At 64.9% G+C, this 16830-nt stretch carries 14 protein-coding genes; 7 read left to right on the top strand and 7 right to left on the bottom strand.

Features of this window, described 5'->3' with window-relative positions; all coding sequences use genetic code 11:
* The first annotated feature begins 86 nt into the window (after positions 1-86).
* Together HV765_RS05370 and rlmD are read left to right on the top strand one after the other, a co-directional pair.
* On the top strand, positions 87-1268 hold the full coding sequence (locus tag HV765_RS05370; RefSeq protein ID WP_175169038.1) for an MFS transporter: 1182 nt from the start codon (positions 87-89) through the stop codon (positions 1266-1268).
* Between the two features lie 105 nt (positions 1269-1373).
* A complete protein-coding gene (rlmD, locus tag HV765_RS05365; protein WP_175169037.1) occupies positions 1374-2909 on the top strand; it encodes a 23S rRNA (uracil(1939)-C(5))-methyltransferase RlmD in 1536 nt (511 codons plus the stop codon).
* A gap of 130 nt (positions 2910-3039) precedes the next feature.
* On the opposite strand, the gene cueR is transcribed toward rlmD, so the two are convergent.
* Together cueR and HV765_RS05355 are read right to left on the bottom strand one after the other, a co-directional pair.
* Complete coding sequence (gene cueR, locus HV765_RS05360) at positions 3040-3432, bottom strand: Cu(I)-responsive transcriptional regulator (RefSeq protein WP_054421795.1); 393 nt, start codon at positions 3430-3432, stop codon at positions 3040-3042.
* Between the two features lie 17 nt (positions 3433-3449).
* Positions 3450-5729, bottom strand: coding sequence for a heavy metal translocating P-type ATPase (locus tag HV765_RS05355; RefSeq protein ID WP_175169036.1), 2280 nt, complete (start codon positions 5727-5729; stop codon positions 3450-3452).
* A 163-nt stretch (positions 5730-5892) separates the two neighbouring features.
* Between HV765_RS05355 and HV765_RS05350 the strand changes: the two genes are divergently transcribed.
* The 3 genes from HV765_RS05350 (at position 5893) to HV765_RS05340 (ending at position 8735) form a co-directional block, all read left to right on the top strand.
* On the top strand, positions 5893-6093 hold the full coding sequence (locus HV765_RS05350) for a heavy-metal-associated domain-containing protein (protein ID WP_175169035.1): 201 nt from the start codon (positions 5893-5895) through the stop codon (positions 6091-6093).
* Between the two features lie 180 nt (positions 6094-6273).
* Positions 6274-7005 (top strand): glutathione peroxidase, encoded by a 732-nt coding sequence (locus tag HV765_RS05345; RefSeq protein ID WP_054421800.1) that lies wholly within the window; start codon positions 6274-6276, stop codon positions 7003-7005.
* A gap of 293 nt (positions 7006-7298) precedes the next feature.
* The gene (locus HV765_RS05340; protein WP_054421801.1) at positions 7299-8735 is read left to right on the top strand and encodes a dihydrolipoyl dehydrogenase; all 1437 of its coding nucleotides are present in this window, start codon (positions 7299-7301) and stop codon (positions 8733-8735) included.
* Positions 8736-8870: 135 nt separating this feature from the next.
* On the opposite strand, the gene HV765_RS05335 is transcribed toward HV765_RS05340, so the two are convergent.
* From HV765_RS05335 to HV765_RS05325, 3 genes are all read right to left on the bottom strand, one after another.
* Positions 8871-9761 carry a 23S rRNA (adenine(2030)-N(6))-methyltransferase RlmJ gene (locus HV765_RS05335; protein ID WP_054421803.1) on the bottom strand — a complete coding sequence of 297 codons (891 nt, stop codon included), beginning with the start codon at positions 9759-9761 and terminating at the stop codon, positions 8871-8873.
* 13 nt (positions 9762-9774) lie between these two features.
* Positions 9775-10524 carry a glycerophosphodiester phosphodiesterase gene (gene ugpQ / locus HV765_RS05330; RefSeq protein ID WP_054421805.1) on the bottom strand — a complete coding sequence of 250 codons (750 nt, stop codon included), beginning with the start codon at positions 10522-10524 and terminating at the stop codon, positions 9775-9777.
* Positions 10525-10712: 188 nt separating this feature from the next.
* On the bottom strand, positions 10713-12005 hold the full coding sequence (locus tag HV765_RS05325) for a M20/M25/M40 family metallo-hydrolase (protein ID WP_175169034.1): 1293 nt from the start codon (positions 12003-12005) through the stop codon (positions 10713-10715).
* Between the two features lie 356 nt (positions 12006-12361).
* Here HV765_RS05325 and HV765_RS05320 point away from each other — a divergent pair, with 356 nt between their 5' ends.
* Positions 12362-14326: a SurA N-terminal domain-containing protein gene (locus HV765_RS05320; protein WP_054421809.1), complete on the top strand. Its 1965-nt coding sequence runs from the start codon at positions 12362-12364 to the stop codon at positions 14324-14326.
* Positions 14327-14474: 148 nt separating this feature from the next.
* Here HV765_RS05320 and HV765_RS05315 read toward each other — a convergent pair whose 3' ends face one another.
* Complete coding sequence (locus tag HV765_RS05315; protein ID WP_175169033.1) at positions 14475-15125, bottom strand: arylesterase; 651 nt, start codon at positions 15123-15125, stop codon at positions 14475-14477.
* Here HV765_RS05315 and HV765_RS05310 point away from each other — a divergent pair.
* The gene (locus HV765_RS05310; RefSeq protein ID WP_054421812.1) at positions 15124-15801 is read left to right on the top strand and encodes an ABC transporter ATP-binding protein; all 678 of its coding nucleotides are present in this window, start codon (positions 15124-15126) and stop codon (positions 15799-15801) included. The two genes, HV765_RS05315 and HV765_RS05310, sit on opposite strands and share 2 nt — an antisense overlap.
* A 25-nt stretch (positions 15802-15826) precedes the next feature.
* On the opposite strand, the gene HV765_RS05305 is transcribed toward HV765_RS05310, so the two are convergent.
* On the bottom strand, positions 15827-16810 hold the full coding sequence (locus tag HV765_RS05305) for an ABC transporter substrate-binding protein (RefSeq protein WP_054421813.1): 984 nt from the start codon (positions 16808-16810) through the stop codon (positions 15827-15829).
* Positions 16811-16830 lie beyond the last annotated feature (20 nt).

Raw genomic sequence — 16830 nt, 5'->3', positions numbered from 1 at the left:
GTCTTATTAGCTACTAAATAATATATTTTACGGCCTGAGGGCGTTTCCCTAAGCTCGGCTTTCCTGTTGCTGAGTCGGAATGCTCCATGCCTGTTGCTGTCTATTTGTTCTCCGTCTGCACGTTTGCATTCGGCCTGTCTGAATTTGTGGTGGCGGGGCTTGTGTCTGCCATGGCCGAGGGCTTGCACGCCCGGATCGAAGCGGTGGGCAGCGCCATCGCCGCCTACGCCTTTGGCGCGGCCATTGGCGCACCCTTGATTACGGCGCTGGTGTCCCATTGGCGAGACCGCCGCATTCTGGGCTGGGCGATGGCCGTGCTGGCGGTGGGCAGCGCGTTGATGAGCGTGTCTGCAACCCTGCCCATCTTGCTGGTCGTGCGCTTCGGCGTGGGGTTGGCGCATGGCGTGTTCATGGCGGTAGCGTCCGATGCGGCCACCCGGCTGGTGGACGAGGCGCGCGCCGGCCGGGCGGTGGCCGTCGTGTGGATCGGCCTGACCCTGGCGCTGGCGTTGGGCGTGCCGCTAGGCACTTTCCTGGGCAGCGTCTGGTCCTGGCGCGCAGTGTTTGCCGCGATCGGCGTGCTGGCGCTGGCCGGGATGGCCGGCTTGTGGTGGTGCATGCCTGCTCGCGACGCCGGCGCGCAATCGCCGCAACACCGGCCCAGCGCCTGGGCGGGTTTGCGGGCCATCGCCCACCCGCGCATGCTGATGACGGCGGGGGTGGGCGCGCTGGTCAGCGTGGCGACGTTCTGCTTCTTCACCTTTATTTCGCCTTATCTGCTGCAAATCTCGGGGGCAGACGTCGCCTGGCTCAGCACCGCGATGCTGCTGTTTGGCCTTTTCTCCATTGCCGGCAACCTGCTGGGCGGTTATCTGGTCGACAAGATGGACCCGGACCGCGCCGCGCTGCTGGCGCTGACGGGGCTGGCCGCCACCTTGCTGGGGCTGTACCTGGGCAGGGATTCCGCCTGGATGGTGGTGGCGTTGGCGGGGGCGCTGGGGCTGGTGTTCTTCTGCATCGTGACCGTGCTGACGCTGCGCCTGTTGAAGCTGGCGCAACGCCACGCGCCGCAATCCACGGCGGTGGGGGCGGGCCTGAACATTGCCTCGTTCAACCTGGGAACCGCGGTGGGCGGCGGGCTGGGCAGCCTGACGATCGCCTGGGCGGGGTTGCCGGCGCTGCCCTTGATGGGGGCGGTAGCGGCTGGGGCGGCGATGGCGGCGGTCTGGCTGCAATCGTCTCGAAAGCGCGTCAGGCAAGCGGCCTGACCCCCAATGCAGGGCGCGGTGCGCCGGCCCCCGCAAAGACCATTTCCGTGAAAGCCCGGAGTCCTTTTACAATCATGGGTTGCGTGTAATTCTGGACTGCGTGAGATGTCAGACGTTTTGAGTATCGAGTCCCTGGATCTGGAAGCCAGGGGGATCGCCCGCCGCGACGGGAAAGTGGTGTTCGTGGAAGGCGCTTTGCCGGGCGAGCGGGTCACCACCGTGACGCTGCGCCGCAAGCCGTCCTATGAGATTGCGCGGGTGGACGAAGTGCTGCGCCCGTCGTCGCAACGGGTGGTGCCGCGTTGCCCGCACTTTGGCGTCTGTGGCGGCTGTGCCATGCAGCACCTGGAGCCCAGCACGCAAGTGGCCATCAAGCAGCGTTCGCTGGAAGACACCTTCTGGCACGTGGGCAAGCTGCGCCCGGCGCTGATTCTGCCGCCGTTGCAAGGCCCGACCTGGGGCTACCGCTATCGCGCGCGCCTGTCGGTGCGGGTCGTGCCGAAGAAGGGCGGCGTGCTGGTGGGCTTTCACGAGCGCAAGAGCAGCTACGTGGCCGACATGCGCGAATGCCATGTGCTGCCGCGTCACGTCAGCGACTTGCTGATGCCGCTGCGCGCGATGATCGGCTCGATGTCCGCGCCCGACCGCATGCCGCAAATTGAAGTGTCGCTGGGTGAAGGCGTGACGGCGCTGGTGCTGCGCCATCTGCTGCCGCTGACCGATGGCGACATCGCGATCCTGCGCGCCTTCGCCGCCGAGCACAACGTGCAGTGGTGGTTGCAGTCCAAGGGCCCGGACACCGTCCATCCGTTGGAGCGGGAACACGACGACACGCTGTCCTACACGATGCCGGAGTTCGGCCTGCGCATGCCGTATCGGCCCACAGACTTCACGCAGGTCAACCACGCCATCAACCGCGCGATGGTGTCGCGCGCGTTGAAGCTGCTGGACGTGCAGCCCACCGACCGCGTGGCCGACTTGTTCTGTGGCCTGGGCAACTTCACGTTGCCGCTGGCCACCCAAGGCCGCGAAGCCGTGGGCGTGGAAGGCAGCAAGGCGCTGACCGACCGCGCGTTTGACGCCGCATCGCGACATGGCTTGGGCGACCGCACCAGCTTCGCCACGCTGAACCTGTTTGAAGTGGATGCGCATTGGCTGCGCAGCCTGGGTTACTTCGACCGCATGCTGATCGACCCGCCGCGCGAAGGCGCGCACGCCGTGTCGCAGGCGCTGTCGGAATTGTCGGCGGAAGAACGGCCGCGCCGCATCGTCTACGTGTCCTGTAACCCGGCCACGCTGGCGCGCGACGCCGCCATCCTGGTGCATGAAGGCGGCTATGTCTTGAAGAGCGCCGGCGTGATCAACATGTTCCCGCACACGGGCCACGTGGAATCCATCGCCGTGTTCGAATCGCTGGATGCGGCGGGTGTTGCGGAAGTGAAGGAACGCGCCCGTCAGCGCGCCATCCAGGCCGCGGCTGATGCCATTGCGGCGGAAGAAGCCAAGGCTGCTGCGGCGGCGGAGAAGGCGGCGTCCAAGCAAGCGGCGACGGATGCGTATCACGCACGCGTTGCGGCGGAAGCCGAGCAGGCAGAGCAGGCTGAACAGGCCGAACAGGCCCCGGGCGAAGCGCAAAGCTAGTCCCAAGCAATCGGGCCGGTCGCAATGCCGGCCCGTTTGCTCCGACCCGTTTGCTCCGGTCCGTTTGGTGTTTGATGTGTCTGAGCCGGCAAGCCTTGGTGGCTTGCCGACGCGTCTGCGCTGACGCCTCTTAGTGCGACTGCCCCAGGTTCTCAAGAATCGGGCAATCCGGCCGGTCGTCGCCATGGCAATGCTGCGCCAGATGCTTGAGCGTGGCCGCCATGTCGCGCAGGGCTTGCGCCTTGCGCTCCAATTCCTCTACGTGTTCCAGCGCAATCCGTTTGACGTCGGCGCTGGCGCGGCTGCGGTCCTTCCAAAGCGCCAGCAGCTCGTTCATCTGCTCCACGGAAAAGCCCAGGTCCCGCGCGCGGCGCACGAAGCGCAGCGTGTGCAGATCATGGTCGCTATACACGCGGTAGCCCGAGTCGGTGCGCACGGCCGGGCCGATCAGGCCGATGCTTTCGTAGTAGCGGATCATCTTGGCCGAAATGCCCGAGCTTTTTGCGGCTTCGCCGATATTCATCATGGGTCTCCGGTAGATCAGGCCTGCGCCGCGCGCGGCCGGAACGCCTTCAGGCGCAACGCATTACCCAGCACGAAGACGCTGGACAAGGCCATCGCGCCCGCGGCGAAGATGGGCGACAAGGACAAGCCGAACGCCGGATACAAGGCGCCGGCCGCCAGCGGAATCAGCGCGGCGTTGTAGGCAAATGCCCAGAACAGGTTCTGGCGGATGTTGGCCAGCGTGGCGCGGCTGAGCGCGATGGCGTTGGGCACACCGTGCAAGTCGTCGGCCATCAGCACCACCGACGCGGCTTCGATGGCGACGTCCGTGCCGGTGCCGATGGCGATACCTGTGTCGGCCGCCGCCAGCGCCGGCGCATCATTGATGCCGTCGCCCACGAACGCCACCTTGCGGCCGCCTTCGCGCAGCGTGCGGATGGCGTCCACCTTGCCGTCGGGCAGCACTTCGGCGCGCACTTCATCAATGCCCAGTTGGCGCGCGACGGCGTTGGCCGTGTAACGGTTGTCGCCGGTGATCATGGCGGTCTTCAAGCCTTGCGCATGCAGCGCCGCGATGGCGGACACGGCCGACGGCTTGATCGGGTCCGTTACGGCCATCATGGCGGCGGCCTGGCCGTCGATCGCCACATAGATGGGCGTCTTGCCTTCATTGCCCCAATCCGTGGCGCGCGCGCCAAACGCACTGACGTCCACGCCGCGCTCGGCCATCAAGCGCGCGGCGCCCGCCAGCACCTTGCGGCCGGCCACGGTCGCTTCAACGCCCGCCCCGGTGATGGCGGCAAAGCCGTCGGCAGGCAGCAGTTCCATCTTGCGTTCCGATGCGGCGGCCACAATGGCCAGCGCAATCGGATGCTCTGACCGCGCTTGCACCGAAGCTACCCATTGCAGAACGTCGTTGCCGTCATGGCCCGCAGCCGGTTCCAGTTCCGTCAGCGTGGGCTTGCCCAGCGTCAGCGTGCCGGTCTTGTCAAAGGCCACCACGTTCACGTCACGCAGCGTTTGCAATGCATCGCCCTGGCGGAACAGCACGCCCATGTCGGCCGCGCGGCCCGTGCCCACCATGATGGACGTGGGCGTCGCCAGCCCCATCGCGCAGGGGCAGGCGATGATCAGCACGGCCACGGCGTTCACCAGCGCATGCGAGAGCGCGGGCGAGGGCCCCAGGAAAAACCACGTCAGGAAAGTGAGCAGGGCGGCGGCCATCACGGCGGGCACGAACCAGGCGGTGACCTGATCGACCAGCGCCTGGATGGGCAAACGCGCGCCTTGGGCCGCTTCCACCATGCGGATAATGCGGGCCAACATGGTGTCGGCGCCCGTGTGCGTGACGCGCAGCGTGAAGCTGCCCGATGTATTCAAGGTGCCGCCCGTGGCTTGCATGCCGGGCTGCTTTTCGACGGGCACCGGTTCGCCGGTCAGCATGGATTCGTCAACGTAGGACGTGCCTTCGATGATGTCGCCATCCAGCGGAATCTTTTCGCCCGGCCGCACGACGACGATGTCGCCCGTTTTTACCTTTTCGATTTCCACATCCAGCGCCTGGCCATCACGCATGACGCGCGCCGTGCGCGGTTGCAGGCCGATCAAACGTTTGATGGCGGCGCCGGTCTTGCCCTTGGCGCGCGCTTCCAGCATGCGGCCCAGCAGGATCAGCGTCACGATGACGGCGGCGGCCTCGAAGTAGACATTGCGCGCCGCTTCGGGCAGCCAATCGGGGGCAAAGGTCGCCACCACCGAATAGCCCCACGCTGCGCCTGCGCCCAGCGCGACCAGCGAATTCATCTCGGGCGCGCGGCGCCACAGGGCCACAAACCCCTTGGTGAAGAAATGGCGGCCCGGCCAGACCAAGACCGCAGTCGTCAGCACAAACTGAAGCAGCCAGCTGTTTTGCTGGCCGATAGTGGCAAGCACCCAATGGTGCATGGCGGGAATCAGGTGGGAACCCATTTCCAGCAGGAACACGGGCAAGGTCAGCACCAGCGCCACCGTGAAGGCGCGCTGCAAGCGCTGGGCTTCGGCGTCCCGCGCTTGGGACTGGCGTTCGGCGTGGTCGTCCTGCGCGGCAATGGGCCGCGCTTCGTAACCCATCTTGATGACGGCATCGACCATCGCTTGCGGCTGGGCCGAGGACGGGTCATACGACACCAGCGCGCGTTCGGTCGCCAGGTTGACCTGAGCCTGGGCAACGCCGGGAACGTGGGTCAGGGCCTTTTCCACGCGCTTGACGCACGACGCGCACGTCATGCCTTCAATGGCGAGTTCCAACTGGGTGGTTGAGGGGCTGGCAACGCTCATGGCTGTTCTCGTTTTGGAGGGGAGCTTGCAGTTTCATCCTTCCCATCGTGGGAAGGTCAAGCGCCATTCTACGCTTGACCTTGCCATGATGGGAACGTTTAAAGTTCGCTCCATGGCGTGGAAAAAACGTCCCGCTACCCTGAAGAACTTACGGAGAAAAACGATGAGCATCGAATTCCAAGTGCCTGACATGACTTGCGGCCATTGCGTGAAGACCATCACCGGCGCCGTGAACCAGGCTGCCCCGGGCGCGACCGTTACCGTGGACCTGCCCACGCACCGCGTGACCGTCACGGGGACGGACCAGGCTGACAAGGTCGAAGCCGCCATCCGCGATGCGGGCTACGAGCCGGCGCGCGTATAAGCCTGCATGCTGCACTGCTGGAAAGGCGGTTTATGATAGATCCTCTTTTCCGGCAGTTATTTGTTCATTGCAAAAAGCTATCGATCAATTTAGTTAATTAAATTTGCTTAATCGATAGCTGAGATTTATCATTCTTTCCATGGTGGTTAAACAAACCCCGCTACCCAAGGAGAGATTTGAATGCTGCAAAACCGCGAAGGCCAACGTGTTCCGAACGTAACGTTCCCCGTCCGTGAAGACAACACGTGGAAGAAGGTCACGACCGACGATCTGTTCAAGAACAAGACGGTTGTCGTCTTCTCGCTTCCCGGCGCTTTCACGCCGACCTGCTCGTCCACCCACTTGCCGCGCTACAACGAACTGGCTCCCGCGTTCTTCAACGCTGGCGTTGACAGCATCGTCTGCGTGTCGGTCAACGATACGTTCGTGATGAACGAATGGGCCAAGGACCAGGAATCGGCCAACATCACGCTGCTGCCCGACGGTAACGGCGCGTTCACCGAAGGCATGGGCATGCTGGTCGACAAGAGCGACCTGGGCTTCGGCAAGCGCAGCTGGCGCTATTCGATGCTGGTGAAGGACGGCGTCGTCCAGAAGATGTTCATCGAACCGGAAAAGGAAGGCGACCCGTTTGAAGTGTCGGACGCCGACACGATGCTGGCTCACATTGCCCCCACGGCCAAGAAGCCCGACCAGGTGGTCGTGTTCTCCAAGCCGGGCTGCCCGTTCTGCGTGGAAGCCAAGGCGCTGCTGGATGAAAAGGGCTACGCCCCGATCGAAATCCCGCTGGAAAACAAGGTCCGCGGCCGTGTGATCGGCGCCGTGTCCGGCAAGGGCACCGCTCCCCAGGTGTTCATCAATGGCGCGCTGATCGGCGGCCTGGAAGACCTGAAGGCGCACTTCGCAGCCTAAGTCGGTCAGCCAGTCTGTCAGCCGGGCAGGGGAGCATTCCCCGCCTGGCCGGCGCAACGGGGCGGCGCAAGTTCGCCGTCCCGTTGCCGCCGGGCTGAGGCTGACACGTTAAAGCCCGCCGAGTTGAAGGCCAGGCCAGGCCGCTCGAGTTTCCCTTTTTACGCACCCTTATCGCATTCCTGCTGCGGCCCGTCACGGGCGCCGCCGGACGCTGTTCGTCCCAAGGATGCGTAATAAGGCGGAACTCGCCTTTTGAATCCCTGCTACCCGCAACCTATGGGGGAACCCCAATCATGAAAACTCTGCACACCGATATCGCCGTCATTGGCGCCGGCACCGCCGGTCTGGCCGCTTATCGCGCCGCGAAGGCCGCGGGCAAGCGCGCGCTGCTGATTGAAGGCGGACCCTATGGCACCACCTGCGCCCGAGTGGGCTGCATGCCGTCCAAGCTGCTGATCGCCGCGGCCGAAGCCGCCCACAACGCCGCGCATACCGAGGCGTTTGGCGTGCACGTCAGTGGCGAGATCTCGGTGGACGGCGTGGAAGTGATGGACCGCGTCAAGCGTGAGCGTGACCGCTTCGTGGGCTTCGTGCTGGAAGGCGTCGAGAACATTCCCGCCGAAGACAAGCTGCGCGGCTATGCCCGCTTCGTGTCCGATACGGTGCTGCGCGTGGATGAGCACACTGAAGTGCATGCGTCGCGCGTTGTCATCGCAACGGGGTCGCGCCCGTCGGTGCCGCCGCCGTTCCGCGCGCTGGGCGACCGCCTGGTCGTGAACGATGACGTGTTTGCGTGGGACGACCTGCCGCGCCGCGTGGCCGTGTTCGGCCCCGGCGTCATCGGGCTGGAACTGGGGCAGGCGCTGGCGCGGCTGGGCGTGGATGTGCGCGTCTTTGGCGTCAGCGGCAGCCTGGGCGGCATCAGCGACCCGCAAGTGCGCCAGTCCGCCCGCAAGATTTTCCAGCGCGAGTTCTATCTGGACCCGGATGCCCGAGTGCTGGAAACCACCCGCGTGGGCGACGAAGTGGAAGTGCGTTACGTGACGCTGGATAACAGCGAACGTACGGAACGCTTTGACTATGCGCTGGTAGCCACGGGCCGCCGCGCGAACGTGGACGGCTTAGGGCTGGAGAACACGTCGCTGGAACTGAATGCGCACGGTGTGCCGGTGTTCGACCGCGAAACGATGCAGGCGGGCGATTCGCCCATCTTCATTGCTGGCGACGCCAATGCGGATGCGCCCTTGTTGCACGAAGCCGCCGACGAAGGCCGCATCGCGGGTGAAAACGCGGCGCGCTTCCCCGAGGTGCGCCAAGGCTTGCGCCGCGCGCCGCTGGCGGTGGTGTTCTCGGACCCGCAGATTGCCTTGGCGGGGCAGGGTTATGGCCGGTTGATCCCGGGTACGTTCGTGGTCGGCGAAGTGGATTTCAGCGATCAAGGCCGTTCGCGCGTCATGCTGAAGAACAAGGGCATGCTGCACGTGTACGCCGACATCGCGTCGGGCCGCTTCCTGGGCGCCGAAATGGTGGGGCCGAGTGCCGAACACATCGGTCACCTGCTGGCCTGGGCCGTGCAGCAGGAACTGACGGTGGCGCGCATGCTGGAAATGCCGTTCTACCACCCGGTCATCGAAGAAGGCCTGCGTACCGCGTTGCGGGATGCGGCGGCGAAGCTGGCTCGGGCGCAGGAAGCGTTGCGTAGCGAGGCGGCGGAGCAGGAAACGGTGTGATGGGTTAAGCGCGATCGTCAGCGGTGTGCTTGTGATCGCCGTATCGCGCTTCGCCCATCGCGCGAAACCCATCACTCGGTCAAAAAAAATGCCGCGATCAAAAATCGCGGCATTTTTTCGTTCGCACAAAACCCGTCAATCGTCCGACTGCTTCTTCGGCACGGGGAACGGATTCTCGCGGTATTGCAACGTAAAGCCTGCGCGTTCGTCCTGCCCCAGTTCGCGGGCCAGGTACGGCATCGCTTGCTTGAGCCCTTCGTGCAAGGTCCACGGCGGGTTGATCAGGAACATGCCGCTGCCGTGCAGGCCGTAGCCGTCAATCGTCGCCTTTTTGACGGTCAGCGTCGCGTGCAGCCAGCTCTTGACCTTCAGGTTTTCGAAATGGCGGGCCATTTCGCTGGCTTCACGGCGTTGCACCAGCGGATACCACACGGCGATCGTGCCGGTGGCGAAACGCTTGATGCATTCCTTCACCGTGATCAGGGTGCGGCGGTAGTCGTGCTTGTCTTCGTACGACGGGTCGATCAGCACCATGCCGCGGCGCGTCGGAGGCGGCAGCAGCGCTTTGACGCCTTCGAAACCGTCGTCACCGTAGATCGTCGTCTGGCGTTGCGCAGCGCGGCCCTGGTGTTCCAGGTTGACGACCAGCGTGTCGATTTCGGTCGGGTGCATTTCGAACAGGCGCAGCCGGTCCGACGGGCGCATCACGTCCAGCGCCAGCCACGGCGAACCGGGGTAGCGCTTCAAGCGGCCATTGGTGTTGTAGTCGCGGATGCGGGCCACGTAGTCGGCCAGCAGCGGGGGCAGGTCTTTAGCGTCCCACAGGCGGCCAATGCCGTCGACGAACTCGGACGTTTTGTTCGCCCAGTCGCCGTCCAGGTTGTACAGGCCGGCGCCGGCATGCGTGTCCACGACCCAATAGGGCGCGTCTTTTTTGTTGAAGTAATCCAGGGTGTGAACCAGGATGGCGTGCTTGAGCACGTCGGCATGGTTGCCGGCGTGAAAGGCGTGGCGGTAACTGAACACGGGGCGTTCTGCCTCAGGCGGCCGGCCGGATCGCGGCCAGCTCGTCGGTGAAAATGCCGTCAATACCCCAGTCCAGCAGCAAGCGGGCGCGTTCGGGGTCGTTGACGGTCCAGGCCGCGATCCGGTAGCCGGCGGCATGCACGGCGTCGATCAGTTCGCGGGTTGCGTCTTTCTGGTTGATGTTCAGGGCGACGCAGTCGTATTTGACCAGACGTTCGCGCCAATCGGCGGGAACCTTTTCCACCAGCAGCGCGCGCGGGATCTCGGGCGCCACTTCCAGCGCGGCTTGCAGCGCTTCTTCGGCGAACGAGGACAGCAGCGGCGGCGTGCTGGCGCCTGCCCACAATTGCTTGCAGGCCAGCGCCACGGCGGCGCCGGTTTCGGCTTCGCGGCCGGGGCAGGGCTTGATCTCGACGTTGCTGGCGATGTGGTTGGCGACCGTGTAGCGGGCGACGGCGGCAAACGTGGGCAGCGGTTCGCCGGCGTAGGCGGCCGAGTGCCAGCTGCCGAAGTCCAGTTGCGCCAGTTCGGCGTAGGTCTTGTCCGCGGCCGGGCCTTGCCCGTTTGAGGTGCGATCGACGTTGTCGTCGTGCATCAGCACCAGCACGTTGTCGCGGCTCAGCTTCACGTCGTATTCGAACATCGTGAAACCGTGCTCGGCGCCCACGCGCATGGCGGCCAGCGTGTTCTCCGGAGCCAGACGACCGCCGCCGCGGTGCGCGATGTAACGGGAATAGGGCCAGGACGGGAGTTTTGCGGTCATTTTGGTGTTGCTTGGGGTTCTTATGGACAGGGTTGCAAGGATACTCCTTCTTGGGGGGCGATTTGAGGGGGGAGCGGGCCCGGCATTGGCACAGGCCCCGGCTCAAGGCGCGGGCTCAAGGCGCGGGCGCCAGTCGCAGGCACTCTGCCGCCGGGCCATGACGGGCCGCGGCGGCGAACCAAATCGGCTTACTTCGACGACACCTTGTCCTGCGACACGTCCATGATCATCCGGCTGGCCAGATACAGACGCGGCACGATGCTGTTGATCTGGATGTATTCCGCATCATTGGAGTGCGCGCCAAAGCCGCTCAGGCCCATGCCTTCGATCACCGGGCCACGCGCCTTTAAGGCCGCAAAGGCGGCATCGGTGCCGCCGCCGCTGGCGCGGTCAACCACCTTCATGGGCAGATCCAGCTCCTGGTAGATCTTCACGCCGTGCTGCGCCAGTGCGCGGGACGCTTCGGTGGCTTCCAGCGGCGGGCGGCGCACTTCGAACTTCACGCTGACCTTGGATTCCGGCAGCAGCTTTTTCTGCACGCGCTCTTCCAGCGTGCGCGCCAGGGCGTCAAAGTCCGACACGCGCAGCGCGCGGGCGTCGGCTTGGGCGGTGGCCTGGCCAGGAATGACATTGCGGTTGGTGCCGGCCTGGGCCACCGTCCAGTTCAGCTTCAGCCCGTCTTCGGGCTTGGACAGCTTGTCCAGTTGCAGCAGCTGGTGCGCCAGTTCATATAACGCGTTCACGCCGCCTTCGGGGCGGGCGCCCGCGTGCGAGGTCTTGCCTTGCACCGTCAGGTACGCCGCGCCGATGCCGCTGGTGGCCAGCGTCAGGCGGGGTTCCACGCCGCCGCCTTCAAACGAGAAAATGGCGTCCTGGTCCGCGCCCAGGCGCGTGATGGTGCTGCGGGCGCCGGGCGAGCTGATTTCCTCGTCACCATTGATCAGCACCGTCAACGTGCCGAAATCGCGGAAGCCCAGCTTTTGCAGCAGCGTCAGCGTGTGGATGATGGTCGCGACCCCGTGCTTGTCGTCAGCGATACCCAGGCCGTAAGCCTTGTCGCCATCCACCCGGAACGGCTGGTCTTTCAGCATGCCGTTGCGGTAGACCGTGTCCATGTGCGCGATCAGCATGATTTTCTTGGTGCCGGTGCCCTTGAATTCGGCGTGGACCATGGGGCCGACCTTCTCGGGGGTGTCGTCCAGGCGGAACACGTCGGTGGCCGGGATGATATCCACCGTGCCGCCCAGCGCCTTCAACCGGTCGCGGATCAGTTCGGCGATGCGTTCGACGCCTTCGACGTCCTTGCTGCCGGACTCGATATTGACCAGGTCCCGCATGGTGTCGAGCATGCCCTGCTTTTGGGCTTGCGCGGCCTCGTGCACGGGGGCGACGGGGGCGGCTAGCGCGGCGTGCGCGCCGCCCAGAAAGGCCAGAGCAAGGCAGGTGCGCAGGACGTGCAGGCGGGGGGAGGTGAGTGGCATTGATCGAACCCTTTAACTGTTGCTTAGGAAAGGGGCGCCGGCGGAGGTCGCGGCGTCGGGCGGCAGCGCGTTGCGCGAGGCCAGTCCCGGCACCCAAGATACGGACGCGGAAAGGCGCCCGAAATAGGTATTTCCCGGGTTGACGGCGCCCGGGTTCCATGCGGCGGGGACAGATCCAAGGGGTTCGGAAAAATCTGAAGAGAATCTCAAGCTCCCATATGAATGAGAAATGCTAAAATCCGCCCGCTGATCCGGTAGTAACCGGTATGGGAATAGGGCGAATCGACTTCGCCTTTTTTTATGCGTTTTCGTGCGGCTCTGGGTGGACACCCCCGGAGTGCGGCAACAGGGATTCCATGTTCGAATTTATTCGCAGCCATCGGCGCTGGATGCAGCTCATCCTGCTGCTTCTGATTGTGCCGTCCTTCTTCCTGGTCGGGATTCAAGGCTATGACAGCTTCATGCGCAAAGAGCCTGAGTTGGCGACTGTCGCCGGCCAGCCTATTTCGCGTGCCGAGTTTGATCAGGCTCACCGCAACCAGTTGGAGCAGATGCGTGCCCGTATGGGCGCACGCTTTGACCCGGCATTGGTCGACACCCCGGCCATGCGCGAGCGCCTGCTGAACGAGCTGATCAATCAGCGTTTGCTGGCCAACGTTGCCGTCGACAACCGTTTTACGGTGTCGGACGAAACGCTGCGCAACACCATCGCCGCCATTCCGGAAGTGCAGGACAACGGCCGCTTCTCGCCCGAGCGCTATCGCCAGGTGCTGGCGGCGCAAGGCATGTCGCCGACGTCGTTCGAAGCCGGCCTGCGCCGTGATCTGGCGGTTGCCCGCGTGCTGGAGCCCGTTGGCCAATCGGCCCGTGCGCCCGCTGAAGTGGTGGCCTCGCTGGAAACGGCGTTGACGCAGCAGCGCACGGTGCAACTGCGCCGCTTCGCCGCCGCCGACTTCCGCTCGCAAGTGACCGTTACCCCGGCTGATATCCAGGCCTGGTACGACGCCAACAAGCAGCAGCTTCAAATTCCCGAGCAGGTTCAGGTGCAATACCTGGTGCTCGACGAAGCCGCCGCCACGCAGGGCATTCAGGTCAAGGACGAAGACCTGAAGGCCTACTACGAGCAGAACAAGAACCGCTTCGGCCAGCCCGAACGCCGCCGCGCCAGCCACATCATGATCGAGCTGGCCCCCGGCGCCTCGGAAGAGGCTCGCAAGGCTGCCCGCGTGAAGGCCGACGACCTGGCTCGCCAGGCTGCCGCCGACCCGGCGCAGTTTGCTGAACTGGCCCGCAAGAACTCGCAAGACGCCGGCTCGGCCACCAACGGTGGCGATCTGGGCTGGCTGGCGCCGGGCATGTTGTCTGGCCCGCTGGAAAAGGCGATCTTCAGCCAAGCCAAGGACCAGGTGTCTGGCGTGGTCGAAAGCCCGTCCGGCCTGCACATCATCAAGGTCACTGAAATTCAGCCCGCCGCCATCAAGCCGCTGGCCGAGGTCAAGGACCAGATCACCGGCGAAGTGCGCAAGCAGCTTGCCGCCGTGCATTTCTCGGAAATGGCCAGCCAGCTGAACAAGCAGGTCTATGACCAGCGCGACAGCCTGCAACCCGCCGCCGATGCGGTTGGCCTGAAGCTGCGCACCGCCACGGGCGTCACCCGCGAAGGCCTGCTGCCCGCTGACAAGGTTGGTCCGGGTTCGGCTGCCGACAGCCCCGATGCCGAAGTGCTGGACAACCCGCGCGTGCGCCAAGTGCTGTTCTCGCCCGACGTGCTGCGTGAAAAGCAGAACTCCGGCGTGATCGAACTGTCGCCCGCCATGATGGTGGCCGTGCGTGTCGCCAACATTGAGCCGGCGCACATTCCTGCACTGGACAAGGTCACCGAATCCATCCGCGCCAAGCTGATGGACGAGCGTTCGGCCGAAGCCGCCAAGAAGGCCGGTGAAGCTGCGCTGGCGGCTGACAAGGCCAACCCGGCGGCGGCGCCTGAAGGCTTCTCGCCTGCCGTGGTCGTGTCGCGCCAAGATCCGAAGGACGTTCCGCAAGCCGTGGTGGACGCCGCCATGCGCCTGCCGTCTTCGCCGTTGCCCGGCTACGCCGGCGTGCAATCGGGCGTGGACTACACGCTGGTTCGTCTGGAAAAGATCGAAGCCGGCTCGGTGGACGCGTCCGCCAAGGAACGCCTGACGCAGCAGTTGTCGGGTGGCCTGGGCCAAGCCGAAGCGGAAGCGGTCGTGAAGATGCTGCGCGAGCAGTACAAGGTGCAGGTGCTGCCCAACGCCGCTGAAGTCATCCGCGGCGAAGCGCCGCAAGCGGCGGGCTGACCCCCCTGGGGCGTACCCGCGTGGGGCGTACCCGCGTGGGGCGTACCCGCGTGGGGCGTACCCGCCTGGGGCTGACTCGCCCGAGGCACCCCCGCCTGGGGCACCCCCGCCTGGGGCACCCCCGCCGGGGCCTGCTGATCGGCAGGCCCTAGTTCAACATAGGCCGCAACGTCGGCCACACGTTGTCCAGCAATTGCGGCTGGGCATCCTCGTTCGGATGGATGCCGTCAGCCTGAAACATCGCCCGGTTCGTTGCGATACCTTCCATCAGGAAGGGCACGAGCCGGGCGTTTTCGTCTTTGGCGACCGCAGGGAACAACTGGGCAAAGCGTTGCGTGTAATCGCGGCCATAGTTCGGCGGGATCTGCATGCCCACGATCAGCACTTGCGCATCCGCCTGCTTGGCCGCTTGCGTCATGGCGCGCAGGTTCTGTTCGGTCATCGACAGCGACAGGCCGCGCAAGGCGTCATTCGATCCCAGTTCCAACACCACGACAGCCGGCGCATGTTGGCGCAGCAGCGCAGGCAAGCGCGCCACGCCGCCGCTGGTGGTATCGCCGCTGATGCTGGCGTTGACGACCTGGTACTTAGGGTATTGTTCGGAAACCCGAGCGGACAGCAACGGCACCCAACCCGTGCCGCGCTTGATGCCGTATTCGGCGGACAGGCTATCGCCCACTACCAGCACGGTGCGCGATGCGGAACCCTCGGCCGCCGCGGCGGTCTGAGCGTGGGCGGGAAGCACCGTGGCGGCAATCGCCAGGGCAGACGTAAGACGCAGAAGGGAAAATAGGCGCATGGATAGCAAGAATTCGATCGAGGTGAAAGGGCTGGGCAAGCGGGTAGCCGATGCCGGCGGGACGCTGTCTATCCTGGAAGGTATTGATTTTACGGTGCAGGCGGGTAGCGCCGTGGCCATCACCGGAAGCTCCGGTTCGGGCAAGTCCACGTTGTTGGGACTGCTGGCAGGTCTTGATGTTCCCAGCATGGGCAGCGTGCACCTGGCCGGGCAGGACTTGTTCGCCCTGGATGAAGACGGCCGGGCGCGGCTGCGCGCCAATCACGTCGGGTTTGTGTTCCAGTCATTTCAGCTCTTGCCCAACCTGACGGCGCTTGAAAACGTCATGCTGCCGCTGGAGCTCGCGGGGCAGCCCGCGCGCGAAGCCGCGCAGGCCATGCTGGAACGTGTGGGTCTGGGCGCGCGGCTGCATCATTACCCGCGCACGTTGTCAGGCGGCGAGCAACAGCGCGTATCGCTTGCGCGCGCTTTTGTCGTGCAACCCGATCTGTTGTTTGCCGATGAACCCACCGGCAGCCTGGATGCGGCGACCGGCGTCACGGTTATCGACCTGATGTTCGACCTGCACCGCGAGCACGGCACCACTCTGGTGCTCGTCACGCACGACCCGCAATTGGCCGCCCGTTGCGGGCGCCAACTGGTGCTGGCCGCGGGCCGGATGGTTCAGAACGACTGATGCGTGCTGGCCGGCCCGGCCTTGATTACTTCGACTTCGCCACTGCCTGGTTCCAGGCGGCAACCACCGCTTCATAATCGGTAGCGGCCGCTTCCTGGCTGACGGGGAAGATCTTCACTTTCGCCAGATCAGGCAGCGTGGTCAGGCTGGCCACGGCGACGTCCGTACGCGTGGGGCGGCGGAAGTTCTTCACCAGCTGCGCTTCCTGCGATTCCTTGCTCAGCAGGCCGTCGTACAAGGCCTTGGCCGCGTCCAGGTTCTTTGCGCCCTTGATGATGAACATGCCTTCGGGCGCCAGGTAGCTGCCTTCGCTCGGGTAGACCAGCTTGATCTCTTTCTGGCCGCCCGCCACATATTCCTGCGCCGCATATTCCAGCGTCATGCCCACGGCGTATTCGCCTGCCGCCACGCCCTTGTAGGTGGTGCCGGACGATGCGGTGATGACGGCGTTGGCCGCGATCTTGTCCAGGCCTTCCTGGCCGAACTGCTTGTACAAGCCATACACCAGCATGTAGGCCGTGCCGCTCTTGGACGGGTCCGTGATGGCGAACTTGTTCTTCCATTGCGGCTGCATCAGGTCCGACCACGTGGCGGGCGCGGGCAGGCCTTTCAGCTGGCGCTCGTTCACCATCATCACCATGACGTGCACGTTCGTGCCCACCCACAGATCGTCCGGGCCACGGAACTCGGCGGGGATCTTGTCCAGATCGGCAGGGCGATACGGTTGCAGGTGCTGGCGGTAGGCGCCCAGCGTGCCAAAGCCGCCGCTCCAGAACAAGTCGCCACGCGGGTTCTGCGATTCGGCTTCGATACGCTTCATCATCGTGCCCGTGCCGCCGGTGACGGGCTGCACGTTCAGCTTCGGCTGCGTCTTCTTCACCGCATCCAGCGCGGTCTCGATGGTTTCCGTGTTGTTCGACGAGTACAGCACGACGTTCTGGGCGTGCGCGGCGCCAGCGGCGAGCGAGGCGGCCAGGACGCTGGTCTGAATCAGGTGCTTGAGTTGCATGATGAGCCTTTGGGTCGAGA

The sequence above is a fragment of the Achromobacter kerstersii genome, assembly GCF_902859595.1.
GTDB lineage: Bacteria > Pseudomonadota > Gammaproteobacteria > Burkholderiales > Burkholderiaceae_B > Achromobacter > Achromobacter kerstersii.
Note: the sequence above shows the minus strand (reverse complement) of the source record. Positions and strands in the feature narration are given on the sequence as shown.